Origin of the sequence: Micromonospora sagamiensis, from assembly GCF_014680085.1 — a bacterium.
Lineage (GTDB): Bacteria > Actinomycetota > Actinomycetes > Mycobacteriales > Micromonosporaceae > Micromonospora > Micromonospora inyonensis.
In genome coordinates this window covers 3,461,063-3,487,732 of record NZ_AP023438.1, presented here as the reverse complement: position 1 = coordinate 3,487,732, position 26,670 = coordinate 3,461,063, and the positions used below count along the sequence as shown (strand labels likewise).

At 72.4% G+C, this 26,670-nt stretch carries 27 protein-coding genes and 1 pseudogene; 15 read left to right on the top strand and 13 right to left on the bottom strand.

Annotated features, from left to right (window positions below; genetic code table 11):
- Nucleotides 1-23 precede the first annotated feature (23 nt).
- On the bottom strand, nt 24-941 hold the full coding sequence (ligD, locus tag IGA62_RS15350; RefSeq protein ID WP_145820535.1) for a non-homologous end-joining DNA ligase: 918 nt from the start codon (nt 939-941) through the stop codon (nt 24-26).
- Nucleotides 931-1,875, bottom strand: a complete 945-nt coding sequence (ligD, locus tag IGA62_RS15345) for a non-homologous end-joining DNA ligase (protein ID WP_145820537.1) — start codon at nt 1,873-1,875, stop codon at nt 931-933. Before ligD (IGA62_RS15345) ends, ligD (IGA62_RS15350) begins: the two co-directional genes overlap by 11 nt.
- Nucleotides 1,876-1,962: 87 nt before the next feature.
- On the opposite strand from ligD (IGA62_RS15345), the gene ku reads away from it, so the two are divergent.
- Nucleotides 1,963-2,982 carry a non-homologous end joining protein Ku gene (gene ku / locus IGA62_RS15340; protein WP_145820539.1) on the top strand — a complete coding sequence of 340 codons (1,020 nt, stop codon included), beginning with the start codon at nt 1,963-1,965 and terminating at the stop codon, nt 2,980-2,982.
- Between the two features lie 16 nt (nt 2,983-2,998).
- Here ku and IGA62_RS15335 read toward each other — a convergent pair whose 3' ends face one another.
- Complete coding sequence (locus tag IGA62_RS15335) at nt 2,999-3,391, bottom strand: PPOX class F420-dependent oxidoreductase (protein ID WP_145820541.1); 393 nt, start codon at nt 3,389-3,391, stop codon at nt 2,999-3,001.
- 150 nt (nt 3,392-3,541) lie between these two features.
- Between IGA62_RS15335 and IGA62_RS15330 the strand changes: the two genes are divergently transcribed.
- The 4 genes from IGA62_RS15330 to IGA62_RS15315 all read left to right on the top strand — a co-directional run bounded on the left by IGA62_RS15330 (nt 3,542) and on the right by IGA62_RS15315 (nt 7,645).
- A complete protein-coding gene (locus IGA62_RS15330; protein WP_145820543.1) occupies nt 3,542-4,195 on the top strand; it encodes an FKBP-type peptidyl-prolyl cis-trans isomerase in 654 nt (217 codons plus the stop codon).
- Between the two features lie 264 nt (nt 4,196-4,459).
- Complete coding sequence (locus tag IGA62_RS15325; RefSeq protein WP_145822210.1) at nt 4,460-5,284, top strand: SCO6745 family protein; 825 nt, start codon at nt 4,460-4,462, stop codon at nt 5,282-5,284.
- Nucleotides 5,285-5,425: 141 nt separating this feature from the next.
- The gene (locus IGA62_RS15320; protein WP_145820545.1) at nt 5,426-6,562 is read left to right on the top strand and encodes a glutathione-independent formaldehyde dehydrogenase; all 1,137 of its coding nucleotides are present in this window, start codon (nt 5,426-5,428) and stop codon (nt 6,560-6,562) included.
- Between the two features lie 69 nt (nt 6,563-6,631).
- Nucleotides 6,632-7,645 carry an NADPH:quinone reductase gene (locus IGA62_RS15315; protein WP_145820547.1) on the top strand — a complete coding sequence of 338 codons (1,014 nt, stop codon included), beginning with the start codon at nt 6,632-6,634 and terminating at the stop codon, nt 7,643-7,645.
- A 203-nt stretch (nt 7,646-7,848) separates the two neighbouring features.
- Here IGA62_RS15315 and IGA62_RS15310 read toward each other — a convergent pair whose 3' ends face one another.
- Nucleotides 7,849-9,498, bottom strand: a complete 1,650-nt coding sequence (locus IGA62_RS15310) for a fatty acid--CoA ligase (RefSeq protein ID WP_145820549.1) — start codon at nt 9,496-9,498, stop codon at nt 7,849-7,851.
- A 55-nt stretch (nt 9,499-9,553) separates the two neighbouring features.
- Here IGA62_RS15310 and IGA62_RS15305 point away from each other — a divergent pair, with 55 nt between their 5' ends.
- Nucleotides 9,554-10,045, top strand: coding sequence for an NUDIX domain-containing protein (locus IGA62_RS15305; protein ID WP_145820551.1), 492 nt, complete (start codon nt 9,554-9,556; stop codon nt 10,043-10,045).
- A gap of 38 nt (nt 10,046-10,083) precedes the next feature.
- On the opposite strand, the gene IGA62_RS15300 is transcribed toward IGA62_RS15305, so the two are convergent.
- Nucleotides 10,084-10,968 carry a hypothetical protein gene (locus IGA62_RS15300; protein WP_145820553.1) on the bottom strand — a complete coding sequence of 295 codons (885 nt, stop codon included), beginning with the start codon at nt 10,966-10,968 and terminating at the stop codon, nt 10,084-10,086.
- A 198-nt stretch (nt 10,969-11,166) separates the two neighbouring features.
- On the opposite strand from IGA62_RS15300, the gene IGA62_RS15295 reads away from it, so the two are divergent.
- Nucleotides 11,167-12,465 carry an MFS transporter gene (locus tag IGA62_RS15295; protein ID WP_232624655.1) on the top strand — a complete coding sequence of 433 codons (1,299 nt, stop codon included), beginning with the start codon at nt 11,167-11,169 and terminating at the stop codon, nt 12,463-12,465.
- 23 nt (nt 12,466-12,488) lie between these two features.
- Here IGA62_RS15295 and IGA62_RS15290 read toward each other — a convergent pair whose 3' ends face one another.
- On the bottom strand, nt 12,489-13,031 hold the full coding sequence (locus IGA62_RS15290) for a type 1 glutamine amidotransferase domain-containing protein (RefSeq protein ID WP_145820556.1): 543 nt from the start codon (nt 13,029-13,031) through the stop codon (nt 12,489-12,491).
- A 142-nt stretch (nt 13,032-13,173) separates the two neighbouring features.
- Between IGA62_RS15290 and rfaE2 the strand changes: the two are divergent.
- Nucleotides 13,174-15,102, top strand: a pseudogene (gene rfaE2 / locus IGA62_RS15285) (D-glycero-beta-D-manno-heptose 1-phosphate adenylyltransferase); the annotation flags it as partial.
- A gap of 389 nt (nt 15,103-15,491) precedes the next feature.
- Complete coding sequence (locus tag IGA62_RS15280) at nt 15,492-16,424, top strand: glycosyltransferase (protein WP_145822212.1); 933 nt, start codon at nt 15,492-15,494, stop codon at nt 16,422-16,424.
- A 126-nt stretch (nt 16,425-16,550) separates the two neighbouring features.
- Here the strand turns inward: IGA62_RS15280 and IGA62_RS15275 are convergent, their stop codons facing one another.
- The 3 genes from IGA62_RS15275 to IGA62_RS15265 all read right to left on the bottom strand — a co-directional run bounded on the left by IGA62_RS15275 (nt 16,551) and on the right by IGA62_RS15265 (nt 18,891).
- Nucleotides 16,551-17,663 (bottom strand): glycosyltransferase family 9 protein, encoded by a 1,113-nt coding sequence (locus tag IGA62_RS15275; RefSeq protein WP_145820558.1) that lies wholly within the window; start codon nt 17,661-17,663, stop codon nt 16,551-16,553.
- Between the two features lie 3 nt (nt 17,664-17,666).
- Entirely contained in the window at nt 17,667-18,323 is a 657-nt protein-coding gene (locus IGA62_RS15270; protein WP_145820560.1) for an Hsp20/alpha crystallin family protein, read from the bottom strand.
- 61 nt (nt 18,324-18,384) lie between these two features.
- Nucleotides 18,385-18,891 (bottom strand): DUF2231 domain-containing protein, encoded by a 507-nt coding sequence (locus IGA62_RS15265; protein WP_145820563.1) that lies wholly within the window; start codon nt 18,889-18,891, stop codon nt 18,385-18,387.
- 164 nt (nt 18,892-19,055) lie between these two features.
- Between IGA62_RS15265 and IGA62_RS15260 the strand changes: the two genes are divergently transcribed.
- Nucleotides 19,056-19,670 carry a pyridoxamine 5'-phosphate oxidase family protein gene (locus IGA62_RS15260; protein ID WP_145820565.1) on the top strand — a complete coding sequence of 205 codons (615 nt, stop codon included), beginning with the start codon at nt 19,056-19,058 and terminating at the stop codon, nt 19,668-19,670.
- 4 nt (nt 19,671-19,674) lie between these two features.
- Here IGA62_RS15260 and IGA62_RS15255 read toward each other — a convergent pair whose 3' ends face one another.
- On the bottom strand, nt 19,675-19,968 hold the full coding sequence (locus IGA62_RS15255) for a hypothetical protein (protein WP_145820567.1): 294 nt from the start codon (nt 19,966-19,968) through the stop codon (nt 19,675-19,677).
- A complete protein-coding gene (locus IGA62_RS15250) occupies nt 19,962-20,231 on the bottom strand; it encodes a DivIVA domain-containing protein (RefSeq protein WP_232625084.1) in 270 nt (89 codons plus the stop codon). The genes IGA62_RS15255 and IGA62_RS15250 overlap by 7 nt, the downstream gene beginning before the upstream one ends.
- 492 nt (nt 20,232-20,723) lie before the next feature.
- On the opposite strand from IGA62_RS15250, the gene IGA62_RS15245 reads away from it, so the two are divergent.
- Entirely contained in the window at nt 20,724-20,924 is a 201-nt protein-coding gene (locus IGA62_RS15245) for a winged helix-turn-helix domain-containing protein (RefSeq protein WP_145820571.1), read from the top strand.
- Nucleotides 20,925-21,344: 420 nt separating this feature from the next.
- Here IGA62_RS15245 and IGA62_RS15240 read toward each other — a convergent pair whose 3' ends face one another.
- Together IGA62_RS15240 and IGA62_RS15235 are read right to left on the bottom strand one after the other, a co-directional pair.
- Entirely contained in the window at nt 21,345-21,989 is a 645-nt protein-coding gene (locus tag IGA62_RS15240) for a GNAT family N-acetyltransferase (RefSeq protein WP_145820573.1), read from the bottom strand.
- 110 nt (nt 21,990-22,099) lie between these two features.
- Nucleotides 22,100-22,417, bottom strand: a complete 318-nt coding sequence (locus IGA62_RS15235) for a nucleoside triphosphate pyrophosphohydrolase family protein (RefSeq protein WP_145820575.1) — start codon at nt 22,415-22,417, stop codon at nt 22,100-22,102.
- A 71-nt stretch (nt 22,418-22,488) separates the two neighbouring features.
- On the opposite strand from IGA62_RS15235, the gene IGA62_RS15230 reads away from it, so the two are divergent.
- The 4 genes from IGA62_RS15230 to IGA62_RS15215 all read left to right on the top strand — a co-directional run bounded on the left by IGA62_RS15230 (nt 22,489) and on the right by IGA62_RS15215 (nt 26,587).
- Complete coding sequence (locus IGA62_RS15230; protein WP_145820577.1) at nt 22,489-23,130, top strand: hypothetical protein; 642 nt, start codon at nt 22,489-22,491, stop codon at nt 23,128-23,130.
- 54 nt (nt 23,131-23,184) lie between these two features.
- On the top strand, nt 23,185-23,550 hold the full coding sequence (locus IGA62_RS15225; RefSeq protein ID WP_145820579.1) for a hypothetical protein: 366 nt from the start codon (nt 23,185-23,187) through the stop codon (nt 23,548-23,550).
- A gap of 1,487 nt (nt 23,551-25,037) precedes the next feature.
- Nucleotides 25,038-25,370 (top strand): YciI family protein, encoded by a 333-nt coding sequence (locus tag IGA62_RS15220; protein WP_145820581.1) that lies wholly within the window; start codon nt 25,038-25,040, stop codon nt 25,368-25,370.
- Nucleotides 25,367-26,587 (top strand): RNA polymerase sigma factor, encoded by a 1,221-nt coding sequence (locus tag IGA62_RS15215; protein WP_145820583.1) that lies wholly within the window; start codon nt 25,367-25,369, stop codon nt 26,585-26,587. Before IGA62_RS15220 ends, IGA62_RS15215 begins: the two co-directional genes overlap by 4 nt.
- The last annotated feature ends 83 nt before the right edge of the window (nt 26,588-26,670 follow it).

The window sequence follows — 26,670 nt, the reverse complement described above, 5'->3', positions numbered from 1 at the left end:
ACGTCAAATAGCAACAGGGGTCGTCAGGGGGTGGGCAGTTCCGGACCACCGTCGAGCAGCGGGGCGAGCAGGTCACCGTGGTCGTCGACCCGGTTCAGGACCTCGACGGCGGTGAACGGGCGCAATCCGCCGCGCTGGCCGGCGGAGGCCGCCGCCTCCACCTCGTCCCAGGTCAGCGGTGTGGAGACCGAGGGCACCGGCTGGGCCCGCAGCGAGTACGGCGCCACCGTCGTCTTGGCCGCGTTGTTCTGGCTCCAGTCGATGAAGACCTTCCCGGGGCGCAGGTTCTTCGCCATCTTCGACACGACCAGCTTCGGGTGGTCGCGTTCCAGCTCGCGGGCGATGCGGTGGGCGTACCCGGAGACCACCTCGGCGGACTGGGTGCCGGCCACCGGGCAGCAGAGCTGCATCCCCTTCTTGCCCGAGGTCTTCGGGTAGGCGTCCACGCCGTCGTCGGCGAGCCGGTCGCGCATCAGCACCGCCACCTGGCTGCACTCGCGCAGTCCGGCCGGCGGCCCCGGATCCAGGTCGACGACCATCATGTCCGGGTCCGCCCCGATGCGCCACTGCGGCGTGTGCAGCTCCAGCGCGGCCAGGTTGGCCAGCCAGACCAGGGTGGGCAGGTCGTCGGCGACCACGTAGTCGATGGTCTCCCGCCCCTTGGTCGAGCCGGGCGCGGGCAGGGTCGCCACGCGCACCCAGTCGGGGGTGGCGGCGGGCTTGTTCTTCTCGAAGAACGACTTGTCGGCCACCCCGTTCGGGTAGCGGATCCGGGTCAGTGCCCGGTCGGCCAGGTGCGGCAGGAGCACCGGGGCGATCCGGGTGTAGTAGTCGATCACCTCGCCCTTGGTGAAACCGACGTCCGGGTAGAGCACCTTGTCCAGGTTGGACAGCTCCAGCGAGCGCCCCTCCACCTCCACGCGCAGCCGCTCACCCGGCATCGTCGACCTCCTCGGGGGGCTTGTCCGGACGCAGTCTCAGTACCCGGGGGAAGCGCAGTCGACCGTCCGGGGTGCGCTGGCCGTACTTCACCTCGACCACCACCCGCGGCGTCACCCAGATCGCCCCCCGGACGTCCTCCCGGGGCACGTCGCCGCCGAACGGCGAGCCGGTGGTGCGCAGCGGCTCCAACTCGGCCAGCAGCGCCCGTTCCAGGGCCGCCCCGATGCCGCCGCCGACCCGCCCCCGGTAGGCGAGCCGACCGTCCGGGCGGGGCACCCCGACCAGCAGCCCGCCGATCTTCCGCGCGCCGGGTCGCCAGCCGCCCACCACGAAGTCCCCGGTCACCTCCAGCTTGACCTTCACCCAGTCCGCCGAGCGCACCCCCGGGCGGTACGGCGCGTCGAGGCGCTTGGCCATCACCCCTTCCAACCCGTGCTCGCCGGCCGCCTCGTAGGTGGCCGGCCCGTCCGGGAAGGCCGGCGGCACCGCCCACCGCGCGCCGCCGATCCCGAGGGCCTCCAGCTCCGCGCGTCGCCGGGCGTACGGCCAGCCGGTCAGGTCAGCGCCGCGCAGCCGCAACAGGTCGAAGATCATGTACGTCACCGGAGCCACCGCCGCCAGCCGCGCCGCCCGGTTCCGGTCCCGCACGTGCATGCGTTCGGCCAACGCGGTGAACGACGGTTGCCCGGCGGTGCCGAGGAGGACCACCTCACCGTCGAGCAGAACGTCGTCCACCTGCTCCCGCAGGCTCGCCAGTTCCGGGTACGCGGCGGTGATCTCCACGCCGGAGCGGGCGTAGAGGCGCTGGTCGTCGGCGGAGATGTCGGCCAGGGCGCGCACCCCGTCCCATTTGAACTCGTACGTCCATTCCGGTCCCGCCGGCAGCGGTCCGGTCGTCGCGAGCATCGGCTTCAGCGGCGGGCGCCCCGGCACGAGAGTGACTGTAGTTCGCCCGCGAACGGCGCGCGCCACCTTCGATCATTTGCGATCCTGGTCAGAAGCGGGGAGAGGAGCGCCAGCATGCGGGCCATCTGGAAGGGTGCCGTCTCGTTCGGTCTGGTCTCGATCGCGGTGAAGCTCTACTCCGCCACCCAGGAGAAGGACATCCGCTTCCACCAGGTGCACCGGACCGACGGCGGCCGGATCCGGTACAAGCGCACCTGCTCGGTCTGCGGCGAGGAGGTCAGCTACGACGACATCGCCAAGGGGTACGACGTCGGCGGCGGCGAGATGGTGGTGCTGACCGACTCCGACTTCGCCGACCTGCCGCTGAGCACCTCGCACGCGATCGACGTGCTGGAGTTCGTGCCGGCCGAACAGGTCGACCCGATCCTCTACAACAAGGCGTACTTCCTGGAACCGGAGGGGACGGCGACCAAGCCGTACGTGCTGCTGCGGGACGCCCTGGTCGACGCGGAGCGGGTGGCGATCGTGAAGGTGGCGCTGCGTCAGCGGGAACAGCTCGCCACCCTGCGGGTCCGGGAGGGTGTGCTGTTGCTCAACACCATGCTCTGGCCGGACGAGATACGCAAACCGGACTTCGGCTTCCTGGACGAGGACATCACCGTCCGCCCGCCGGAGCTGGCGATGGCCAGTTCGCTGATCGACTCGATGGCCGGCGAGTTCCAGCCGGACGCCTTCACCGACGACTACCGGGCGGCGTTGCAGGAGGTCATCGACGCCAAGGTGGAGGGGCGGGAGGTGGTCGCGCCGGAGGAGGTCGAGGAGGCCCCGGCCGCGGCGGTGGACCTGATGGCCGCGCTCCGGGCGTCCGTGGACCGGGCCCGGGCGGCCCGGGGCGAACAGCCCGCGGCCGGCGAGCCGACGCCGATCTCGGCCGCCAGGTCGGCGCAGAAGACGGCCGAGAAGAAGGCGCCGGCGAAGAAGGCCCCCGCGAAGAAGGCGACCGGGAAGGCCGCGCCGAAGAAGGCGGCGGAGAAGAAGGCCGCGGCGGAGGCCGAACCGGCGGAGAAGGCGGCCGGGAAGAAGACCGGGGCCAGGAAGGCCGCGCCGAAGAAAGCGGCCCGCAAGACGGCCTGACCCCGGCCGCCGTACGTCAGCCCTGGCTGAGCCGCTGGGTCGGGGTGACCTTGACGATCACGCGCTCCTCCCCCGGCTTGCGGAACGGGTACGTGTCCTTGTCGAGGTACTTCTTGGCCATCTTGTCGATGTGCTCGTCGGCGCCCTCGGTGGTCAGCTCGACGGTGCCCTTGATCCACAGCGTCCGGTAGTCGTTCGTCCGGTCCGAGACGGAGATCGCCACCACCGGGTTGCGCTCCATGTTCCGGTGCTTCACCCGCCCCTTGGCGGTGTTGAAGACGACATGCTCGCCGTCGGTGTCCACCCAGACCGGGGTGACGTGCGGGGTGCCGTCGGCTTCGATCGTGGCCACGTGGGCCAGCTGCGGCTCGTTCAGGAGGGCAATGTCGTCTGCGGTGAGGAACGCCATGGTCCGAATCTACCGCCGGCCCGGCCCCCGCACCGGCCCGACGCCGCTGCTGGGCCCCTGCCTGCGAGACATCGATCCAGGTACCGTTTGCGTCGACTTCGGCCCGGCACCGGTGCCGACCCACCTTCATCGCTACAGGGAGTCCCCGACGTGAGTGAGCGCACGGAGAAACGGTCCCCGGGCCAGAGCCCGGCGAGCAAGTCGGAGCGGCGGCTCGCCGCCAAGCTGGCCGCCCAGAAGGCGGCCGAGGCGAAGCGCCGCCGGCAGTCGATGCTCGGCGCGCTCGCCGGCCTGGCCGTGGTCGGCGTGATCGTGGCGACCTTCGTGGTCTTCGGCGGCGACGACGAGCCGGCGGACCAGGCCGCGACATCCCCGTCGGCGAGCGCGTCGGCGGGCGCGGGAGGCGCGAGCGCCCCGCAGCTGCCCCCGGGCACCGACCCGGCGCTGGGCAGCAAGCCGGGCGTGACCAAGGGCTCCGGCAAGCTGACCAAGCTCACCGTCACCCCGCTGGTCAAGGGCACCGGCCCGGCCACCAAGGCCGGTCAGCAGCTCACCGTCAACTACGTCGGGGCCTTCTACGCCACCGGCGAGGAGTTCGACGCCTCCTGGAAGACCGGCCAGCCGTTCACCTTCCAGGTCGGCGCGGGCCGGGTGATCCCGGGTTGGGACCAGGGCCTGGTCGGGGTGAACGTGGGCAGCCGCGTCCAGCTGGACATCCCGGCCGAGCTGGCATACGGCGACGGCGCCGGCGGTCGGCCGGCCGGCCCGCTGCGCTTCGTGGTGGACGTCCTCGCCGCCCAGTGACCGGCGAGCCGGTGGCGTCCGCCCGCCCGGGCCGGACGCCACCGGCACCGGCACCGGCACCGGGGCGGCTCTCGGGCGGACGGACGCCACCGACAGCGAGGATCGACGGAACGTCCCGTGCGGTGTGGACCACAGGAGGCTTCCGGCGACTCGGTCGGTGGCAGTAAGTTCAGGATCCACCACGCAGCGCGGCGTGGTGTCCACCCGCCGGACGCGGAGGTGCACGTGACGTCACTGGACGATCCGGGGCGGACCGCCCGGTTGATGTGGACCCACTACGAGCCGCTGCACGCGGTGACCTACTTCCACCCCCGGTCCCGGGCCGCCTACGAGGCGATCGGGCTGCGCGGGTACTGGCGTGGGTACTTCGCCGGGCGGGCCGCGCCGCTGGGCGAGACCGACGCCGCACCGGTGATCGCGGTCTTCTTCACCTTCGCCCCGGCCATGGTCAGCCGGGCGATACCGGCCGTCTGGCAGCTGGCCACCCCGGCGGAGGCGCTGCGGGCCCGGCTCACCGGGGCGGTGCAGGCGCTCGCCGAGCTGACGTACGAACTCCCCGAGGGACACCTGGACGAGGCGGCGGACCTGCTGGAGGCCGCCGCCGAGGCGGTGGAGCCCGGCGGCCGGGTGCTGGGCGCGGCGAACGCCGCCCTGCCCCGCGCCGAGTACCCGCTGGCCCGGCTCTGGCAGGCGGCCACCACGCTGCGCGAGCACCGGGGCGACGGGCACGTGGCGGCTCTGGTCGCCGCCGGCCTCGACCCGGTGGAGACGCTGGCCTGGCGGGTCGCCGACGGCATGGCGCCGATCATGCTGACCGGCCGGGGCTGGACCGAGGAGCAGTGGCGGGCAGCCCACGACCGACTGGTCGAGCGCGGCTGGCTGACCCCGGAGGGGAAGCCCTCCGAGGAGGGCCGGGCCGGGTTCCGGACGGTCGAGGAAGCCACCGACCGGACCGCCGCCCACCCGTGGCAGGCGCTCGGCGCCGGGCGCGTGGAGCGGCTCCGGGAGCTGCTCGACCCGCTGGCCCGCCGGTGCCACACGACGATCCCCCCGGGCAACCCGATCGGGCTGCCGGCCCTGCCGGACTGACCGGCCCCGGAGCCGGCAGGACGGACCGGTGAAAGCCGGCACACCCGCGTCGGACGTCCCCTGGGCACCTGAACCCGGGCTCGGTGGACCGGCTCGGCTGAACCGCCACGCGGAGCCGGGCCTCCGCCTACCGTCGAGGTCATGAGGGCTGTGGTGTACCAGGGACCGCACGACGTCCGGGTGACCGAGGTCGAGGACCCGAGGATCGAGGATCCGAACGACGTCGTCGTCAAGATCACGACGACCGCGATCTGCGGCTCGGACCTGCACATGTACGAGGGGCGCACGGACGCCTCCCCGGGCATCGTCTTCGGGCACGAGAACATGGACACGATCGTCGAGACCGGCCCGGGCGTGGTCAGCCTGCGCGAGGGTGACCGGGTCTGCATGCCGTTCAACGTCGCCTGCGGGTTCTGCCGCAACTGCCGGGCCGGCAAGACCGGCTTCTGCCTGACCGTCAACCCCGGCTTCGCCGGTGGCGCGTACGGCTACGTCTCGATGGGTAGGTACCGGGGCGGGCAGGCCGAGTACCTGCGGGTGCCGTTCGCCGACTTCAACTGCCTGAAGCTCCCGCCGGGCACCGAACACGAGAACGACTTCGCGATGCTCGCCGACATCTTTCCCACCGGCTACCACGGGGTGGCGATGACCGGGCTACGGCCGGGCGAGACCATCACCGTGATGGGGGGCGGGCCGGTCGGTCTGATGGCCGCCTACTCGGCCCTGCTGATGGGGGCGGCGCAGGTGTTCGTGGTCGACAAGGTGGCGGACCGGCTGCGGCTGGCCGAGTCGATCGGGGCCGTCCCGATCGACTTCACCGCCGGCGACCCGGTCGAGCAGATCCGGGACCGTACCGACGGCACCGGCACCGACCGGGGCGTGGACGCGGTCGGCTACCAGGCACACGGCACCAGCGGGGAGGAACGCCCGGCGGCGGTGTTGAACAGCCTCATCGAGGTGGTCCGGGCGACCGGCACGCTCGGCGTGGTGGGGCTCTACCTGGCCCACGACCCGGGTGCGCCGGACGAGCACTCCAGCCGGGGTGAGCTGCTCGTGAAGATCGGGAAGTTCTTCGAGAAGGGCCTGCGGATGGGGACCGGGCAGGCCAACGTCAAGGCGTACAACGAGTACCTGCGCAACCTGATCATCGCGGGGCGGGCCCGACCGAGTTTCGTGGTCAGCAAGGAGCTGCCGCTGGATGCCGCCCCGGAGGCGTACCAGCGCTTCGACCGGCGGGAGGCGGGCTACTCGAAGGTGGTGCTGAAACCGGCCGCCTGACGCCCCCCGGGCCGGGCATGATCGGCATGCGGCCAGTTACGGCAGCCCGCGACCGGGAGGACAGGACGGATGAAGGCGATCGTGTACGAGCGCAACGGTGACCCCTCGGTGCTCCAGGTGGTCGACCGGCCGGTGCCGGAACCCGGTCCCGGGGAGGTGCTGGTGCGGCTCGCGGTCGCCGGGGTGAACCCGACCGACTGGAAGGGCCGCCGCAACTGGGCGGTGCCCGACGGCGGGCAGACCCCGGGCCAGGACGGCGCGGGGGTGATCGAGGCGGTCGGCAACGGGCTGGACCGGCATCTGATCGGCGAGCGGGTCTGGGTGTGGGAGGCGTCCTGGCAGCGCCGGTGGGGCACCGCCGCCGAGTACACGGTGGTGCCGGCCCGGCAGGCGGTGCCGCTCGGCGACGCCTCCTTCGACCTGGGGGCCTGCCTCGGCATCCCGTTCCTCACCGCGCACCGCTGCCTGACCGCCGGGGAGACGACGCCGCAGCGGCTGCACGCCGGGGCGCTGACCGACCGGGTGGTGCTGGTGCAGGGTGGGGCCGGGGCGGTGGGGAACGCGGCGGTGCAGCTCGCCCGCTGGGCGGACGCCACGGTGATCGCCACGGTCAGCAGCCCGGAGAAGGCGCTCCTCGCGGCGGCGGCCGGTGCCGACCATGTGCTCAACTACCGGGAGCAGGACGTGGCCGAGGAGGTCCGCCGGATCTCGCCCGACGGGGTGGACGTGGTCGTGGAGGTGTCGGCCGCCCGGAACGCCGCCGCTGACGTCCGGATCCTGCGGACCGGCGCGGTGGTCAGCGTCTACGCCGACGACGGCGGCGACGAGGTGACCCTGCCGGTCCGGGCGCTGATGCTGCCGAACGCCCGCTGGCAGTTCGTCCTCGTCTACACCACGCCCTGGCCGGCCAAGGAGCAGGCGATCGCGGACGTGACGGCGGCGGTCGCCCAGGGGCACGTCCGGGTGGGTCAGGAGGCCGGGCTGCCGCTGCACCACTACCCGCTCGACGCCACGGCGGCGGCACACCGCGCGGTGGAGGACTCGGTGGTCGGCAAGGTGCTGCTCAGCACCAGCGCGGCCTGAGCGGCGATTCGGCGGAGCTTCCGCCGACCGGGGGACGACTCCGCCGACCGCCGGAGAACGTGAAGAAGTTTCGCAACAATGCAGTGGCGGGCATGACCCGTGTGAGCGGGCGGCCCCGGCGCGGTGCGAACGCCGGGGCCGCTCCTGGGGAGGGGAGCAGGAGTCTCGCCCTACCTCTTCATGCGCCGTGGCACCCGAGACCGTTACACCACCGTCACGGTGTGCACCGCGAGCGCGCCGTCGGCGTACCGGGTGCGGACCACCTTCTTGTCGAACTTGCCGACGCTGGTCTTCGGCACCGCCTCGATGAACGCCCAGCGCTCCGGCAACTGCCACCGCGCCACCGACCCGGCGAGGAACTCGCGCAGCTCCTCCGGCGTGGCCGAGGCCCCCTCGCGGAGCACCACCGTGGCGAGCGGTCGCTCGTGCCAGCGCTCGTCCGGCACGCCGACCACACACGCCTCGAGCACCGCCGGATGGGCCATCAGGGCGTTTTCCAGCTCCACCGACGAGATCCACTCGCCGCCGGACTTGATCACGTCCTTGGACCGGTCGGTCAGCGTGATGTAGCCGTCCGCGGAGAGCGTACCGACGTCGCCGGTGCGCAACCATCCGTCGCGGAACTTCTCCCCGTCCGGGGTCTCGTCACCGAGGTAGCGGGCGGTCACCCAGGGACCCTGCACCTCCAGCTCACCGACCGAGGTGCCGTCGGCGGGCAGCACCTCGCCGTCCGGCCCCACGATCCGGGCGGCCACCCCGGCCGGCACCCGCCCCTGCGTGTAGCGGTAGCGCCAGGAGTCCTCCCCGGTCACCCCGGCCGGTGGGCGGGCCACCGAACCGAGCGGTGACGTCTCGGTCATCCCCCAGGCGTGGATCACCTCGACGCCGTGCCGCTCGCCGAAGGCGTGCATCAGGGCCGGCGGGCAGGCCGACCCGCCGACCACGACCTCCCGCAGCCCGGAGACGTCGACGTCGTGGGTGTCCAGGTGGGCCAGCAGGTCGGTCCAGATGGTCGGCACCGCGGCGGCCATCGTCGGCCGTTCCGCGGCGATCATCTCGGCGATCGGCGCGGCCTGGAGGAACCGGTCCGGCATGAGCAGGGACGCGCCGGACGTGAACGCCGCGTAGGGCAGCCCCCAGGCCATCGCGTGGAACATCGGCACGATGACCAGCTCCCGGCTGGTCGCGTCCAGCCCGAACGCCTCCGGCATGCAGATCTGGAGCGAGTGCAGGTAGATCGAACGGTGCGAGTAGGCCACCCCCTTCGGGTGGCCGGTGGTCCCGGAGGTGTAGCAGAGCGCCGCCGCGTCGCGTTCGTCGGACTCCGGCCAGTCGTAGACCGCCGGGCGGTCGGCCAGCAGCGCGTCCCAGTGGTGTACGGCGATCCGGTCGCCGGCCGCCGCCAGCAGCGGTGCCGGGTCACCGCCGCCGACCACCACCACGTGCCGCACGGTGACCATCTCGCCGATCACCCGGGCCAGCAGCGGGATCAGCGTGCCGTCGACCAGCACCACCCGGTCCTCGGCGTGGTTGGCGATGTAGGCGAGCTGCTCCGGGAAGAGCCGGATGTTCAGGGTGTGCAGCACCGCACCCATGCTGGGCACCGCGAAGTACGCCACCAGGTGCTCGGTGTTGTTCCACATGAAGGTGGCGACCCGCTCGTCGCCGGTCACCCCGCACTCGTCGCGCAGCGCGTGGGCGAGCCGGGCCGCCGTCCGGGCCACCTCGGCGTACGTCGTGCGGCGGGGCTCCGCGCCCGTCCAGGTGACCACCTCGGCCGAGCCGTGCACGGTGGCGCCGTGCTCGAGAATCCGGGAGACCTGGAGCGGAGCGTCCATCATCGTGCTACGCATGGGTAAGAAACTAGTGTCGCGCGTGTCACGTTGGGAACCCCCGTAGATTGGCCCGGTGAGCGTTTCCTGGGCCGAGTCGTACGTCGGGCAGCTACGCGCGCTGGCCGGTGACCGCACCCTGATGTTCGTGGGGGCGCGCGCCGTGCTGCGCGACCAGCGCGGGCGGGTGCTGCTGATCCAGCGCTCGGACAACGGTCACTGGTCGATGCCGGCCGGCGCGATGGAGCTGGGCGAGTCGATCGCCGACTGCGCCGTGCGCGAGGTCCGCGAGGAGACCGGGCTACGGGCGCTGCGGGTCAGCGCGTTCGCCCTCTACACCGGCCCGGACCGCATCCACACCAACATGTACGGCCACACGTACCAGGTCTTGACCGCCGCGTTCCGGATCGACGAGTGGGACGGTGAGCTGCTGCGGGTCACCGACGAGACCACCGACGCCGGGTTCTTCCACCCGGGCGCCTTTCCCGCCCCGCTCTCCCCCTCGGTCACCGAGACCCTGGCCGACCTCGCCGTCTTCGAGCAGACCGACCGGCTCATCCTCAAGTAGCCCCGCACGGGGCACCCGAGGACGAGCCGGCCGGACGGTCAGACGTACCGACAGGTGCGGGCGATGGCCGTCGCCTCGTTCCGCCACTCCGGCGTGGACGTGGTGAACTCGCTCCCGATGGTGAACGTGGTGTCCGGCGTGCCCGCCGGGGCCGACATCGGGATCGTTATCGACGCGAGCCCACCCGGCGCGAGCGGACCGGCGGTGCACACCCCGAGGCCGGGCGAGAAGTCACACTGCCAGTTCGTCCCGGTGTCGCTGGTGGGCGCTCCGTCGTTCGTGACCCCGGCGGGCCACTGGACGACCAGACGCAGGTCCTCGGTGGGCCCCGAACCGATGTTCGTGACGAGGAACTGGGGCAGGAACTGCCCGCCGGCGGCCGGCACCTCGATGTCCCTCCAGACACTGTCGTCCCGGGCGGCCACCAGTTGCAGTTCCGGCACCAGGGAGTGGGTGGTCTGGACCTGACCGGTGTTGTTGGCGGTGGTCGACTCGCGGGCGCTGGTCGAGATCGTGGCGCTGATCGTCTCGACCGTGCCGATCGGCTGCACCGGCAACCCGAAATAGATGTTCAACGGTTCGGCGGAGCCGCCGGCCGGCACCTGCGGGTCCGTGAAGGCGTCGGCGCAGACGAAGGTCACGTAGTCGCACTGCCAGCTCGGGTCACCGATGATCCAGGCCCCGGCCGGCAACTGGAACGCGATGGTGACGTCCGGCGCGTCGGCCGTGCCGATGTTGTCGACGGCAGCCGACACGATCGTCTGGGCGCGGGTGTCGCCGGTCATGGTCACGGTGGTGGTCATGGTGAGCCGGAGGTCGGGCCGCGCCGGGGCGGCGACGGCCGGAGCCGGCAGCAACGCCCCGGCCGCGGCGGCGAGGAGGGCGAGCCCGGCCCGGAGCCGGTGGGTACGGCGTAACGACATGTGTCATCCCCCATGTGTCGATGTACGGTGTCCACTCAGGAGGACGCCACCACGACCGTCTTCGTTACATCACGAGGTCCGGGCGCGGACCCGGGCCCGCGCCGACAACCGACTGACTCATCCAGAAGTAGTTAGGTTGCCCTCACTCACCCGAAAACCCCTGGACAGGGACGCACCGGACCGACGAGCATCCGGCACGTGCTGATCCGCCTGCTCCGTCGTACGGCGCTGGACGTGACGCCGTTGCGGACCTCACGGGACTACCGGCTGGTCTTCACCGCGGCCGGCGTGTCCAGCTTCGGGTCCTTCATCACCTACGTCACGCTGCCGTACCAGGTGTACCAGCTCACCGGGGATCCCCTCCTGGTCGGGCTGATCGGCGTCTGTGAGCTCGTACCCCTGCTGGTGATGGCCTTCGTCGGCGGCGCGCTCGCCGACTACCTGGACCGTCGCCTGCTGGTGCTCGGCGGCGAGGTCGGGTTCACCCTGCTCTGCGGGGTGCTGCTCATCAACTCCCTCGGCGACAAGCCCCAGCTCTGGTTGCTCTACCTGGTGGCCGCGCTGACCGCGGCGCTGGACGGGCTGCAACGACCCGCCATGGAGGGGCTCACCCCGCGCATCGTCGCGCCGGACCAGATCCCGGCGGCCAGCGCGCTGAACTCGCTGCGGATGCAGCTCGCCCAGCTCGGCGGGCCGGGCATCGCCGGGGTGCTGATCGCCAGCGTCGACCTGGCCTGGGTGTACGCCTTCGACCTGGCCACCTTCGCGGTCTCGCTGGTCTGCCTGGCGCTGGTCCGGGCGGTGCCGCCACCCCCGGCCGCCGACCGGCCGTCGCTGCGTTCGGTGGCCACCGGCCTGCGGTACGCCCGCAGCCGCCCCGAACTGCTCGGCACCTACCTGGTCGACATCAACGCGATGTTCTTCGGCATGCCGCAGGCGCTCTACCCGTTCATGGCCGAGAAGCTGGGCGGGCCGTCGGTGCTGGGGCTGCTCTACGCCGCTCCGGCCGTCGGCTCGATGATCGCCACGGTCGGCTCCGGTTGGACCGCCCGCGTGCACCGGCACGGGCTGATGGTGGTGCTGGCCGCCGGGGCCTGGGGACTGGCCATCATCGGCGTCGGGCTGGTCAACTCGCTCTGGCTGGCGCTGTTCTTCCTGGCCCTGGCCGGTGCGGCGGACATGGTCTCCGGCCTGTTCCGCATGATCATCTGGAACCAGACCATCCCCGACCACCTGCGCGGCCGGCTCGCCGGCATCGAGATGCTCTCCTACTCGACCGGCCCGCTCCTCGGTCAACTGCGCTCCGGCCTGGCCGCCCGCTGGGTGGGGGTCAACGGCTCGATCGTCTCCGGCGGCATCCTCTGCGTGGTCGGCACCGTCGCGCTCGCCGCGCTGCTGCCCACCTTCGTCCGCTACGACGGCCGCAACGGACTGGCCCGCAAACAGGCCGAGGACGCGGCCTGGGCGGCCACCGCCGCCGACCGCGCCCCGGCCTGACCGGCACAGCCTCCCCGTCGCCCTCAGCGGGCGAACTCCTCGACGATCGTCGCGCAGAAGGCCGGCAGGTCGTCCGGCTTCCGGCTGCTGACGATGCCGCCGTCGACCACGCACTCCTCGTCGACCCACTGCGCCCCGGCGTTGACCAGATCGGTGCGCAGCGTCGGCCAGGAGGTGATCCGCCGGCCCCGGACCAGGTCCGCCTCGACGAGCGTCCACGGGCCGTGGCAGATCACGCCGATCGGCTTGCCCTGCTCGTGGAAGCTCCGCACGAACCGCACCGCGTCCGGGTCGGCCCGCAGAAAGTCCGGGTTCGCCACGCCACCCGGCAGCACCAGCGCGTCGTACGCCCCGGCGTCCGCCCCGGCCACCGCCACGTCCACGTCGTAGCTGGTCGACGGGTCGAGGTGGTGGAACGACCGGATCGATCCGTCCTTCAGGGAAACCAGTTCGGTCCGGGCGCCGGCCTTCTCCACCGCCTCGCGGGGCTGGACGTACTCGACCTCCTCCACCCCGTCGGCGGCGAGGAACGCGATCCGCTTGCCCTCCAGTACTCGGCCTGCCATCAGGCGGCCCTCCTTCTCGGTCTCGTCCTGTTCTCCGTGCTCACTGGTGGTGTTCCCGGGGTGGGAGGGACAAAACGCGGCACCCGGGTCACGCCGTCGGGGTGCGGGTTTGACCCGCCGAGGCGGGGGGATCCGGCAGGGCATGGCAGGAGCAGCAGCGGAACAGCGCCGGCTCGCCACCGTCGTGGAAAGCTGGCGCGGACGACCCGTCCTGGTCATCGGCGACGCGATGCTCGACGAGTGGCGATTCGCCGACTCCGACCGGCTCTGCCGGGAGGCTCCCGCCCCGGTGCTCACCCTGCGACGGCGGATCTCCGCAGCGGGCGGAGCGGCGAACACCGCCGTGAACCTGGCCGCCCTGGGTGGCCTCGCCGCGCTGGTCGCCCCGGTCGGCGCGGACGTCGCCGGGGACGAGCTGCACGACTGCCTGGACCGGGCGGGCGTCTGGGACCGGACGGTCAACCAGCCCGGCCGGCCCACCCCGGTCAAGCGCCGGATGCTGGCCGGCAACCAGATCCTGCTACGGGAGGACTCCGGCGACCCGGACGACCTGCTCACCGACGACGGGGTGGCCCGGCTGCTGACCGCCGTGGGGTGCGCGGTCGAGGAGCTGCGCGCCGCCTCGGCCGGAGCTCCGCCGACCCTGGTGGTCTGCGACTACGGGCTCGGCGCGCTGTCCGCGCCGATCCGGGCCTGGCTGGTCGCCAACCGGCACCGCTTCGCCACCGTCGCCCTGGACGCACACGACCTCGCCGACTGGCGCGGGCTCGCCCCGACCGTGGTGACGCCGAGCTTCGCCGAAGCTACCCGGCTGCTCGCCCGCGCCTCCGGGGCCGCCACCCGGGCCACCGGCGTCGACGTCCTGCACCTCGACCACGCGGACCCGCCGGACGGTCCCTCCGAACTCGTCGTCGGCACCGCCCCGGGCGAAGGACGGCTCAGCCGGACGCCCACCATCCCCGGCAGCCCGCAACCCACCGGACCGGACGAGGTAACGGCCCCCGGGACCGACATGCCGCCCACCGGACCGGTCGACGTGGCGGCCCACAGGCCGACCGACGTGCAGGCCGACGTGGCGATCCCCGGGCCGAACAATGTGCCGCCCACCGGACCGGTCGACCTGGCGGCCCACGGGCCGACCAACGTGCCGCCCACCGGGCCCACCGGGGAGCCGACTCCCGGCGAGGAGCGGGTGGCGCTGACCGGGGACGGTTTCAGCATCACCGGCACCGGCGTGACCGTCTCCGCCGACGGCACCGGCACGGACCGGGCACGGCTCGCCGAGTCTCGCCTGGCCGATCTGCGCGCGCACACCGGGGCGGACGTGGTGGCGGTGACCCTGGACACCGAGGGTGCCGTGGTCGGCGGCGCGGAGGGCTCGCCCCGGCGCAGCCACGCCACCCCCGTGCCGGCCAGCCATGCGGTCGGAGCCGGGGACGCCTACCTGGCCGCCATGACGCTGGCCCTCGCCGCCGAGGCCCCACTGTCCACCGCCGCCCACCTGGCGCAGCTCGCCGCGACCATCACCGTCTCGGACACCGGCACCTGCGTCTGCCGCCGGCAGGATCTGCTCGCCGCGCTCGGCGTCACGACCGACGTCGGCGACCGACCGGTGGTGGTCGGCCCGGAGGAGCTGGCCGCGATCCTCGCCGCGCACCGGGTCGCCGACCGGTCGGTGGTCTTCACCAACGGCTGCTTCGACGTGCTGCACCCGGGGCACGTGCGCTACCTGGAACAGGCGGCGGAGCTGGCCGACCTGCTCGTCGTGGCGGTCAACTCGGACGACAGCGTCCGCCGGCTCAAGGGCCCGGACCGGCCGGTGAACCCGGTCGAGGACCGGGTCGCCCTGCTTGCCGCACTGGCCTGCGTCGACCACGTGGTGGTCTTCGAGGAGGACTCCCCGGCGACCCTGATCGAGACCATCCGTCCCGACGTGTACGTCAAGGGCGGCGACTACCCGCCCGAGATGGTGCCCGAGGCCCCCCTGGTCCGCCGGCTCGGCGGAGAGGTCCGCACCCTCGGCTACGTCCCGGACCGCTCCACGTCGGCGATCATCGAGCGGATCCGCGCGCAGCAGGTCGTCGGCGCACCGCCTGCCGACAACGACGTCCCCGGCCACGGCCACGGCGCCCACGGCCACGGCCCCGACGCCCACGGGCACGGTCCCGGCCACGGTCAGGGTCATCCGAACGGCAACGGACACCACCACGACAACGGACATCCGAACGGCAACGGACACGGCAAGGGGAACCGGGGTCCCTTCCTCACCGGCCGGACGTCGTGAACCAGCCACACGCCCAGACCCCGCCCGGTGCCGTGCACCAGCCACACGTCGAGGCCCCGCCCGGTGCCGTGCACCGCCCGGACGTCGAGGCCCCGCCCGGTGCCGTGCACCGCCCGGACGTCATGGGTTCACCCGATGCCGTGGAGCGGTCGGCTGCCGTCGGCCCGCCGGACGTCGTGGACCGGCCGCTCGACCCCGGCTCGCCGGACGACTTCCGCCGAGAGCGCACCCTGGACGTGCTGATCCCCACCCGGAACAGGGCTGCCGAACTCGCGGTCACCCTCTCCGGGCTGGCCGCCCAGGAGGGCGCACCCGGTTTCGGGGTGGCGGTCAGCGACCAGTCCGACGGCCCACCGGCCTTCCGGCACCCGGCGGTCGCCACCATGGCCCGGGCATTGCGCCACCGGGGGCATCCCGTGCTGCTCACCCGACGGCTGCCCCGGCGCGGCCTGGCCGAACACCGGGCGTACCTGCTGGACCGGTCGACGGCCCGGTACGTGCTCTGCCTCGACGACGACGTCTGGCTCGAACCGGGGACCCTGCACCGGCTGGTCACCGCCATCACCGAGCTGGGCTGCGGGTTCGTCGGCAACGCCGTACACGGTCTGTCGTACCTCGACGACGTCCGGCCGCAGACCCACCGGCACTACGAGGAGTGGACCGGTCCTCCCGTCCCGGAGACGGTACGTCCCGGCACCCTCGAATGGCAGCGCGCGACCATCCACTCGGCGGCGAACCTGCTGCACGTGACCGGACGCCTCAAGCTGCCTGCCGGGGCCTGGCGGGCGTACAAGGTCTCCTGGATCGGAGGCTGCGTGCTCTACGACCGGGCCCGGCTGGTCGAGGCGGGTGGCTTCGACTTCTGGCGTCGGCTACCCGAGGGGCACCAGGGCGAAGACGTGGCGGCCCAGCTCGCCGTGCTGGCGCGGTACGGCGGCGCCGGCATCCTGCCCAGCGGGGCGTACCACCTGGAGTCGCCGACCACGGTCACCGAGCGCGACGTGGAGGCCTGGGAACTCGTCCTCGCCGACGCCGACACCCATACCCGTGCCGCCGACGTCCACGCCGGTGCCGGTGCGCATCCCGGTGCCGTGCGCCCTGCCAGCTGAGGTGTTTGCAGGGGCCCCCTCCTCGACAAAAAGCGGTAACAGGGGACCCCTGCTACCACCCAACCCCCACCCAACCACCCAACCACCCAACGCCGCCTACCACCCAGCCCTACCGCCCGACGCCGTCTAGCGGCTGGCGGCGAGCAGTTCGCGGGCCGCCTCGACGACCTCCACCGTCGGCACGTCCGTGACGAACGAGTCGCGGTGCGGGCACTCGCCGTCGCCCGGCCGCGCCGGATACACCCCGGGGGTGCAGTCGACGCCGCAGACAGGGCAGTGCACCGTCCAGGACATGATCGGCCGGTGCCGACGGCGCAGCGGGTGCCCGGTGTTGATCAGGTTGCCGACCCAGTAGACGCCGACCGTCGGCGCACCGACCGCCGCCGCCAGGTGCAGCGGGCCGGTGTCGTTCGACACCACCAGGGCGCAGTCGGCGTAGCAGGCGGCCAGCGCGCCGAGGCTGAGCGTGCCGACCTGGGGGCGCACCGGCACCCCGGCCGCCGCGACCACCCGGTCGACCACCTCCTGCTCGGCGGGGGTGCCGGTGACCAGCACCTCGCACCCGTCGGCGACCAGTTCCCGGGCCACCTCGGCAAACCGCTCCGCCGGCCAGCGGCGGCGGGTGTCGGTCGCGCCCGGATGCAGTGCCACCCGGGGCCGGGCCGGTTCGCCGAGCACCGCCCGCGCCTCGGCCCGGTCGGTGTCGGTCACCGCGAGACGCGGGAGGACGGTGGTGGCCGGGGCTCCGACCAGCGCGGCCACCTCCAGATAGCGGATCACCTCGTGCTGGTAGTAGACGTACCGGATCCAGCGGTCCAGCGGTGGCGCGTCCTCGGCGCGCAGCCCGGCGGTGACCCGCGCGCCGAGGCCGGCGACGACCGGGTTCGAGTTCGCGCCGCCGCCGTGCACCTGCAGGGCCAGGTCGAAGCGCTCGGCGCGGGCGGCGGCGAGGAAGTCGTCCAGGCTGGACTCCGGCTCGCCCGGGTCGCGGCCCCGGATGCCCGGTGCCGGCGGAACCACCAGTACCCGGTCCACCGGGCCGGGCCGGTCGCGGAACAGCTTCGCGTGCCACGGCGCGCCGAGCAGCACCAGCTCCGCCTCCGGGTACGCGGCCCGCAGGGCGTCCAGCGCCGGCAGGACGAAGATGAAGTCGCCGAGCGCGTTCGCGCGCAGCACGGCGATCCGGGCGACGTCCGGCACGTGCCCGGCGACCGGGCCGAGCAGAGACAGTTCGACCATTCGCTACGGCCGGTCGATCTGGCCCGTGCCCTCGGACGGGCCGGGTCGGTCGGGGGTGGGTGCGCCGGAGCCGGTGCCGACGTCCGGGTGGTGCATCTCCCGGTCGGCGGCCGGGTCGACGGGGGGCGTACCCCGCTCGGGGTGGCCGTCGGCGGCGCGCGCCGGCGGCGCGGCGTGGGGCGGCGCGGCCGGTGCCGGACGGGGCGGGGCGGACACCGGGGCCGGCTGTCCGACGGTGATGGTGCGCGGCGCGGGGCGGGTCGCCCGGGGCAGCCGGACCCGGAGCAGCCCGTGGTCCATGACGGCGTCGATCGCGTCCGGGTCCACCCGGGAGGGCAGGTCCACGCGGTACTCGAAGCCCCGGGTCTCCAGTCCGCCGGGGATGCCGTGGTCGGCGTTGACCTCGGCCTCCGAGCGCGCCCGTACGCAGAGTTCCCGGTCGTCGAGTTCGACGGCGACCTCCTCGGGTGCCACGCCCGGCAGCCGGACGACCACCTCCCACCCCTCGGCGGTCTCGGTCAGCTCCACCTCAGGCGGCCCGGAGGGGCCACCGACCAGGCGGGCCAGCTCGGCGCGGAGTGCCTGCAACTCACCCATCGGGTCCCAGCCCGCCGACCGGCCACGCCAGCCCCGTCCGGAACCGCCGCTCTGCTCGCTCATCGCATCTCCCCGATCCGTGTGGTGGTTGCCCCGACGGTCCCGCGCCGCAGCGGACCGCCACTCACCGCATCTCCCCGATGCGTGTGGTGGTTGCCGGAGGCCGCAGTGAGCTGGGGGCGTCCAGCCCGGCCTCCCGGTCGACCCCGACGCCGAGCCGGTCGACCAGTTCACCGCCGAGCCAGCCGCTGACGCCGAGGATGGCCAGGGCGACCACCTCGATGGCGATGAGCGCGCCGCCGGCCGCCCGCGAGTCGGCGTTGAAGCGCACCGCCCAGACGGCGGCGAAGAGCAGGATCACCGCGAGGTTGGCGGCGGCGTGGGTGAGTGCCACCCGCTTGGCCCGGGTGCCGGCCGGTATGGCGAGCAGATCGAAGGTGCCGGCGATCGCGGCGAGCAGGCCCATGACCAGCCCGACGGTGATGTTCCAGTACGCGATCTCCCCGAAGACGGCCGATCCGCCGAGCGTGTCGACGACGTCGAAGAAGACCGCGGTCACCAGCAGGCCGAAGGGGAACATCACCAGCATCGGGTGCACGGGGTGCCCGAGCACCTTGAGTCGGCTCTCCATCTCCGACCTCCCAGGGTCTTCCGGATCGTGGACGCACGGCCCGCTGCGTGGGGCGGTACCCCCGCCTCTGGTGGACAAACCTCGCCGTGGTCCGCCCGGCGTACGCTGGCGGCGCCTGCCTCGGCGGGTGCTGTCACCGAGGTCAACGCACGGGGGAGGACAACGTGACGACGGAGATCACCACGCCGGAGGAGCTACGTGAGCTGCTCGGTGAGCCGAACGCCCGTGCGGTCGCCAAGGAACGCCGCGTCCTGCACGAACTCGACCGACAGTGGCTGGCCGCCTCGCCGTTCTGTCTGATCGCCACCTCCGGCGCGGACGGCTCCTGCGACGTCTCACCGAAGGGCGACCCGCCGGGCTTCACGCTGGTGCTGGACGACCGGACCATCGTCGTCCCGGAGCGTCCCGGCAACCGGCGGGCCGACGGCTTCCACAACATCCTGGAGAACCCGCACGTCGGGCTGGTCTTCCTGGTTCCGGGCCGGTCGGACACGCTCCGGATCAACGGTCGGGCGACCCTGGTCCGGGACGCGCCGTACTTCGACCGGATGGTGGTGCAGGGGCACCGTCCGCAGCTCGCCATCGTGGTGGAGATCGAGCAGGTCTTCTACCACTGCGCCAAGGCGTTCCTCCGTTCGGAGCTGTGGCGACCGGAGACCTGGCAGCCGGACGCGCTGCCGTCCCGACCCCGGATCGTCAAGGCGGTCGAGGCCCCCGACATGGAGCTGGCCGCCCTGGAGCGCCACTACGGCCCCGACTACGTCAGGTCCATGTACTGATCCGCTAGCGGAACCGGTCCGGGTTCGGCCGTCGCCGCCGGGCGGTGCAGGGCACGGTGTGTTCGGTGGGCAGGGCACACCGGCCGCCGCCGGGCAGCAGCCGGTCACAGAACACCCGGTGCCGTACGCCCTGGGCGTCCTCCTCGGACACGGTCACCTCACCGGCGTCCACGCACCCGGTGATCTGGGCGGGCGCACGGGCGGCGGTCCTGGCGAAGATCCGCGCCCGGGTCAGGTCGGGCACCACGACCGGCAGGTGGATGGCCCAGCGGCCCAGGTTCCGGCCGCCGGTCACCATCGGCCCGGTTCCCGAGTGGTCGGGATCTGGGCGGACTGCCAGGAGCGCAGGGCGTCCTTGATCCGGACGTTCTCCTCCCGTACGGCGGTCAGGGCGGTCCGGGCGACGGCCAGTTCGTCGGCGACCCGGGCGAGGAAGGCGGCGATCTCGTCGGGGTCGAGTCCCCGGCGGCGGGCGGTGAAGCGACGGTCCCGGATGCGGTCCGGGGTCAGCGGCGGGTGCCCGCGCGAGGCGGTGTCGGCGCTGGTGGACGGGGGTCGCAGCGGGTGGTGCCGGCCCCGTCGCCGGGGACGGCGCAGGAGTGCGCGCACGGGTGACCGCCTTCCGCAAGTCAGGTGATGTTCGCCGAAGTGGTGTTTCCTGGTTTTGGGGGTGCCCCTGCTGGTTCGGGTCCGGCCGGGACACCCCCGCCCTGTTGCACGCGGCGTCGAGCCGTGCACGACGACAGGGCCGCCCCGATCCCGGGGAGCAGGCGGTCGGCCGGGGGAAGTGACCAACCACCCCGATCAGGGCAGGTACTGGTTCAGGGACGCGGAGCGACACGAGAGGCGCCAACCAACCGCAGGAGCACCGCATCACCATGTGTGACGGTATTGCTACTGGCCCACCTATGTCAAGTAGGGCTCTGTCGTCACCAGACCACCATTGCCACCATTGTCAACACTCGTACATGCGTTGCCTATAGCGAAGTCGTTGATCGATACTGGCGGGGCCAACCAACCGCAAGGGGCCCTGACGTGCCTATCCCGCCCACCATGGACGAACTTCTCGACAGCCTGATGAGCAGGATCGAGGACGGTACCTACCCGCCCGGTTCCCAGCTCCCGTCCGGCCGTGCACTCGCGGACGAGTACGACGTTTCCCACTCCACAATCAGTCGCGCTGTGGCCACCCTGCGCGAGCGGGGAATTCTGGTTGGGCGGCCGGGGCGGGGTGTCTTCGTCGCCGAAAAGTGACCGGGTCCGGCCGAGATCGTGGTGGCTTCCGGCCCTCCTGGGGGCCACTGCCCACCACGATCTCCTGACCTGATCGGAGGTCGTGATGCGACACGGGGAGTTCGAGGATCCTCGGCTCGTCCCGGTCTACGACGCCGAGTCCATCACCACCTCTTCCCGCCGCCAGCCGATGCGCCGCCCACGGACACCCGCCCGGAGCTGCTCAGCTCGGCCACCCTGCGGTTCCGGACCGAGGCCCGGCTCCGCGCCTCCCTGCGGGCACGCGGGTTCGTCGTCGAGCGGGTTCACGGCGGGTGGCGGAATGAGCCCGTCGGGGCGGGGGACGGCGAATTCGTGGTGGTCGCCCGCGCCACCTGAGCGGTCGCTTCGTGCCGGTCCGCTGCCCGGGGAGCCACCCAGCCCGGGGCGTGGGTGGTCGTCTCAGCCGATGCCGAACAGGTCCAGGCAGGGCTCCAGGCCGCTGATGGTGACCGCCGGTCGGTCCGTCCGGTCCCAGTTCTCCCGGGTCAGGCGGAGCCGCTGGGAGACGAGGACCTCGCCGTCCCGGACGTCCCGGGTGATCCCGTCCGGCTGGTATCCCAGCTTGCGGGAGACGGCGAGCGGCGCGGCGTTGTCGACGAAGGAGGCGCTGGTCGCGTGGGTGGCCCCGAGGCCGGCGAAGGCCAGGTGCAGCGCGGCGGCACGCATCTCGGTGCCGATTCCCCGACCGTGGTACGCCAGGCCGAGCCACGAGCCGGTCGCCACCTCACGGCGTGCCGGGAACTCCCGCGCCCAGACGTCCTGGACGCCCACCGGCCGCCCGTCAACGAAGACGACCAGGTCGAGCGACCATGATTGCGGGGTCCAGTCGCCACGGTTACGCCAGTGGCTCTGGACCAGGGCGCGGGCCCGCTCGGCCGGCGCCCCCTCCGTCCACGACACCAGGAAACGCCGTACGCCCGGCTCGTGCACGCCCCGGGCGGCGACCGCTGCCAGCTCGGCCAGTTCGTCCTCGTTGGGCAGTCGAAGTTCCAGCCGGGCGGTCCGTACCCGTAGTCCCAGCAGGGGCCAGTGATCGATGAGCACGAGGCATTGTCCCGGCCGGTCCTCCGCACGGCACCGGATTTCCGCCCCGGTCCCCCCGGCGGTCCCAGCCCGACGCGGCGCGACGCGGCGCGACGCGGCCCGGAGCCGGTCTACCGGGTCGGGCCGGGCTTCCACCTCAGCCACTTCCGTTCGACCTCGGCGTGCAGGTCGACTCCGTGGTGCCGGGCCATGACCAGCACCTGGCACAGCACGTCGGCCAGTTCCGCCCGAAACCTCTCGTCGATCTCCTGCTCGCTGAGTCCCTTGTCGCGGGCCTGGCCCGCACGCATCAGGAAGACCTGGGTCAGTTCCCCCACCTCCTCCTGGAGCTTCAACAGGAACCAGGTCGCGTCCTGGGTGATCCCGTGCCGCCGGGCGTAGTTCCGGGAAACCGTCTCGACCTGGTCGGTGAGCTCGTTCAGATCCACCGGCGCAGCCTACGGTCCGCCGCCGGCCGCAGGCCCCGGGCCGGGTTGTGTCCCGCGTCCATAATGACCGGATGCCCATCGCCGCAGGTGATACCCCATCAGCCGGACGCCCACGTGGCCGCGCCGTCGTCGGTTGGGTGGTCGGCGTCGTGGCGGCGTGGGGGCTCGTCGCCGGGCTGCACCTGTTCGGGCTGTGGTTGGCCAACCTGTGGCTGCTCGGTCTGCTCCTCACCGGACTGGGCTGGCTGCTGGCGCTGACGGTCACCGGGATCGCCCCGGTGGCCGTGTGGCGTCGGGGCCGGTCGGTCCGGGCGCTGTCGCTGGTGCTGGTCCCGGGGGTGCTGGCCCCGGTGGCGATCGTGGCCGTCAACTGGACGTCCCTCTTCGTCCACAACTTCTACCGCCTGCACCGGGCTGACTTCCGCGCCGCCGCCGCGCTCGCCGACAAGGTCACGGCCGAGTACGGCGACCGGTACGGCCAGGTCCTGCCGAAGGATCTGCGGCACCTGTCGTCCAAGGGGCGGGCGGTGCGGATCGGTGCCGAAACCGGCGGGCCGGCGGGGGTCCTCCTGCCGGTCTGGATCGGTACGCCGGACGGTGCGGCTGGCTACGCGTACCTCACCGGGACGCCGGGTGACACGAGCTTCGACTGCTTCGCCGACCCCTGCCGGATGCGCTGGTCGCTCGGCGACGGGTGGTACTGGCTGGACTGACACCCTGGGCGGGCCGGTCACACAGAAGCCAGGCCACCGACTAGCCTGCACCGGATGCGTACCGACGTGGGGGGCCGGGCCGGGGTGGCCCGGCGAGGGTGGGTGCTCGTCGCCGGGCAACTGCTCATCGTGGGGACGTACGCCTACGCGGCGGTCGCCTACCTCACCACCGATGCCGAGTACTTTCCCGAGCAGTCGCCACCCGCATGGTCCTGGCCGGCGGTGATCGTGGTCGGGATCGGCTTCGTCCCCGCCCTGGTGTGCCTGGCGATGGCCCTGCCCAGGCTGTTCTCCGCGCGGCTGCGGGCCGAACGGGCCCCGTGGTTCGGGCTCGCCGTGGCCAGTGCCCTCACCGGTCTGATGCTCGTGGTCATGGCCACCCCGCCCGGCTGGGAACTGTTCGACTGGTACGTGAGCTGACGCAGTCCCGCATCACCAGCCCACGGTGGACACGGTGCCGGCCGCCGTCGTCGTGGTCCGCTGGTGCTCCTGCCGGCGCCCACCGGTGGAGTACACCTATTCGATTCCTGCGCCATTCCCTGATCGTGAGGGTGGCGTGGCGCTGCGAGACCCGGCTCCAGACCGTAGGTCGGGGCCCTGGTGCCAGTGGAGATCGCGACTGGTGATGACGGACGAGATGGGCTCCACCGGGACGTCCATAACTGGCCCCACCACGGGGCGACTGTCGCTACTCCGGTACCGAACGTAGTCGACGCTGGCGCGTACCGAGCGGCGGTTGGCGCCGACCCGCGCGTCGTCTGCGGCAGATCAGGGCGCCGTGACGGGACATGAGCCGTCAATCGAGTGAATGGTTGCTCGACGGTGGTCGATGTTGACCTCTTGGAGAGGTGTGCAGATCAATCCCTTACGCCGACCGTCGAGGTCCGACATCGGTCGGCTGGTCAGGCTGGAGGATCGTCTCGAAAGAGATGCTCTTTCACACCCCGGCCGCCCCACCGGGTCGCAACGAGTTCGGGACGAGGGCGGGTCGGCTTGGGCACCCAGCGGTGTTGTCTAGTGTCGGGCGCAGGGCTGTCCCAGCCGGCGATCAGCGCAAAAGGATCCGTGGCGCGATCAGGCTCATCGTCACACGGCTCCCGGACGACCATCGCTGGGTAAAAGCGCGTCTCCTGAGCCACCCTGCAGTCATCCGTCCGGGAGGCGACCAAGGTGCCGCAGCCTTCGCAAGCCACACACGGGTTCCACCCCACCATGGACCAGCAGCCCGTGCGAACAAGGTCATGGACGAAGCGTGTCCCGCGTACGTCTCCAGGCGAGAGGACGAAGGTGCCGACGACCTGATCACGGCCATACGCGGCCTCGTCGATCGCATAGGTGCCGGGGTCGAGGAGCGGCGGGTTCACGTGATGGCAATCCAGGAGCGACCAGTGCGGCCCCGCCGGCAGCTCCACCAACCGGACCGGGACGCTCAGCGTGTTGCCGCAGCTCGCACACCGAAAACCCTCCACTGCGTCATTTTGGCATTCGGGCCAGGCGAGGGCATCCGAGAATATGAGCGAGCAAGCAGGCGTTTGCATGACGAACCATCTCGAAGTGCTCACCTTCGTGAATGCACTCATCTCGGCAGATCCGCGCACTGCCCATGCACCAGCACCAGCAGTCATGGCCCTCACGCACCGTTACCTGACTCTCGTCGAGACCGGCCGAGTGGCTCAGCTCGGGCACTTCCACAGCCACGTCGGATCTGCGCACTAATCTGAGTTGATCCGGTCGACAGACCGGCTACGGACCAGCACCGGCACTCCGCGCCAACGCGTCCGGTCACCCGCCGCACCGCGCGGCGTACGAAATCCTCGAAGCGATCTGTCGGATCGGGGCGGCGGCGTTCGTAGCAGGGGTGAGAGGCGGCCCGAGGGGCGGCCACCCGACGACAGGAGATGATCCGAATGCCGCAGTACCTGATGTCCGTGCTCCACGACACGACCCAACTCGCCACTGCGGAGGAGATGGCCGCGATCGGTGCCTTCAACCAGCAGCTCAAGGCCGACGGCCACTGGGTCTTCGCCGGCGGCCTCGCGTCGCCCGGCACGGCCACCGTCGTCGACGGCCGGAACGGAGAGGCGGTGTTCACCGACGGGCCCTACCTGGAATCGAAGGAGTACCTCGCCGGCTTCTGGATCATCGAGGCCCCCCACCTCGACGTAGCGCTCCGGCTCGCCGCGGGTGCGTCGAAGCACTGCAACCGGCGGGTCGAGCTGCGGCCGTTCCTCAGCGTGTGACCGACGTCGCCGAGGTGATCACCCGGGTCCACCGCGAGGAGTGGGCCCGGGTGGTCGCGACCCTGGCCAGGCGCTTCGGCGACCTCGACGTCGCCGAGGAGATGGCCGCCGAGGCGTTCGCGACCGCCGTCGAGCGCTGGCCGGTCGACGGCGTCCCTCCGCGTCCCGGCGCGTGGCTCACCACCACCGCCCACCGCAGGGCCATCGACCGGATCCGCCGTGAGGCCAGGCGCGAGGAGAAGCACAAGGAGGCGCTGATGCTGTCCGACACTCCTGAGCCACTCGGTGCCATCGACGACGATCGGCTCCGCCTCATCTTCACCTGCTGTCACCCCGCTCTCGCCATGGAGATACGGGTCGCGCTGACCCTGCGGCTGGTCGGCGGGCTCACCGTGCCCGAGATCGCCCACGCGTTCCTGGTCCAGGAGGCCACCATGGGCCAACGGATCACCCGCGCGAAGGCGAAGATCAAGGCGGCGATGATCCCCTACGGCGTGCCGCTGCGGGCGGACCTCCCGGCCCGGGTCACCGGGGTGCTCGCCGTTCTCTACCTGATCTTCAACGAGGGCTACCTGGCCTCGGCCCCCGGAAAGGAGGCGGTCCGCAGCGACCTGACCGCCGAGGCGATCCGCCTGACCCGGCTGGTCCGTGCCCTGCTGCCGGCGGACGGCGAGGTCGCCGGACTCCTGGCGCTGATGCTCCTGACGGAGGCCCGCCGGGCCGCGCGGGTGTCGGCGAGCGGGGAACTCGTCACCCTCAGCGAACAGGACCGTGGTGCCTGGGACCGCCAGCTGATCGCCGAGGGCCACGCCCTGGTCCGCGCGCGCCTCGCCTCCGGCCAGGCGCCGGGGCGTTACCAGATCCTCGCCGCCATCAACGCCCTCCACACCGACGCCCGGGACGTCCGTGACACCGACTGGTCGCAGGTCGTCACGCTCTACAACCAGTTGCTCCGCCTCTACCCCTCGCCGATCGTGCGGCTCAACCGGGCGATCGCGGTCGCCGAACTCGACGGCCCGGAGGTCGCCCTGGCGGAGGTGGACGGTCTGCCGCTGGAGGGCTACCACGCCTTCCACGCCACCCGCGCCGACCTGCTGCGCCGGCTGGGCCGCAGCGAGCAGTCGCGGGCGGCGTACGACCGGGCCATCGAACTGGCCGGCAACACCGCCGAGACGGCGTACCTCATCCGTCGCCGCGACCAGCTGACCGGCCCGTAACCGCATCACCCCGGTCACCATCTCAGCCGCACACCCCAGCAGCGGCAGGGCGCCTCGGCGGCATGCCGGCGACGAGGCCCTCA

Coding starts and splice junctions, on each gene's coding strand:
- ligD (WP_145820535.1), bottom strand. CDS start 941: ATGCCGGGTGAGCGGCTGCGCGTGGAGGTGGAGGGGCGCTCGCTGGAG.
- ku (WP_145820539.1), top strand. CDS start 1,963: ATGCGGGCCATCTGGAAGGGTGCCGTCTCGTTCGGTCTGGTCTCGATC.
- IGA62_RS15335 (WP_145820541.1), bottom strand. CDS start 3,391: ATGGCGTTCCTCACCGCAGACGACATTGCCCTCCTGAACGAGCCGCAG.
- IGA62_RS15325 (WP_145822210.1), top strand. CDS start 4,460: ATGTGGACCCACTACGAGCCGCTGCACGCGGTGACCTACTTCCACCCC.
- IGA62_RS15320 (WP_145820545.1), top strand. CDS start 5,426: ATGAGGGCTGTGGTGTACCAGGGACCGCACGACGTCCGGGTGACCGAG.
- IGA62_RS15315 (WP_145820547.1), top strand. CDS start 6,632: ATGAAGGCGATCGTGTACGAGCGCAACGGTGACCCCTCGGTGCTCCAG.
- IGA62_RS15310 (WP_145820549.1), bottom strand. CDS start 9,498: ATGCGTAGCACGATGATGGACGCTCCGCTCCAGGTCTCCCGGATTCTC.
- IGA62_RS15300 (WP_145820553.1), bottom strand. CDS start 10,968: ATGTCGTTACGCCGTACCCACCGGCTCCGGGCCGGGCTCGCCCTCCTC.
- IGA62_RS15290 (WP_145820556.1), bottom strand. CDS start 13,031: ATGGCAGGCCGAGTACTGGAGGGCAAGCGGATCGCGTTCCTCGCCGCC.
- IGA62_RS15275 (WP_145820558.1), bottom strand. CDS start 17,663: ATGGTCGAACTGTCTCTGCTCGGCCCGGTCGCCGGGCACGTGCCGGAC.
- IGA62_RS15270 (WP_145820560.1), bottom strand. CDS start 18,323: ATGAGCGAGCAGAGCGGCGGTTCCGGACGGGGCTGGCGTGGCCGGTCG.
- IGA62_RS15265 (WP_145820563.1), bottom strand. CDS start 18,891: ATGGAGAGCCGACTCAAGGTGCTCGGGCACCCCGTGCACCCGATGCTG.
- IGA62_RS15255 (WP_145820567.1), bottom strand. CDS start 19,968: ATGGTGACCGGCGGCCGGAACCTGGGCCGCTGGGCCATCCACCTGCCG.
- IGA62_RS15245 (WP_145820571.1), top strand. CDS start 20,724: ATGGACGAACTTCTCGACAGCCTGATGAGCAGGATCGAGGACGGTACC.
- IGA62_RS15230 (WP_145820577.1), top strand. CDS start 22,489: ATGCCCATCGCCGCAGGTGATACCCCATCAGCCGGACGCCCACGTGGC.
- IGA62_RS15225 (WP_145820579.1), top strand. CDS start 23,185: ATGCGTACCGACGTGGGGGGCCGGGCCGGGGTGGCCCGGCGAGGGTGG.
- IGA62_RS15220 (WP_145820581.1), top strand. CDS start 25,038: ATGCCGCAGTACCTGATGTCCGTGCTCCACGACACGACCCAACTCGCC.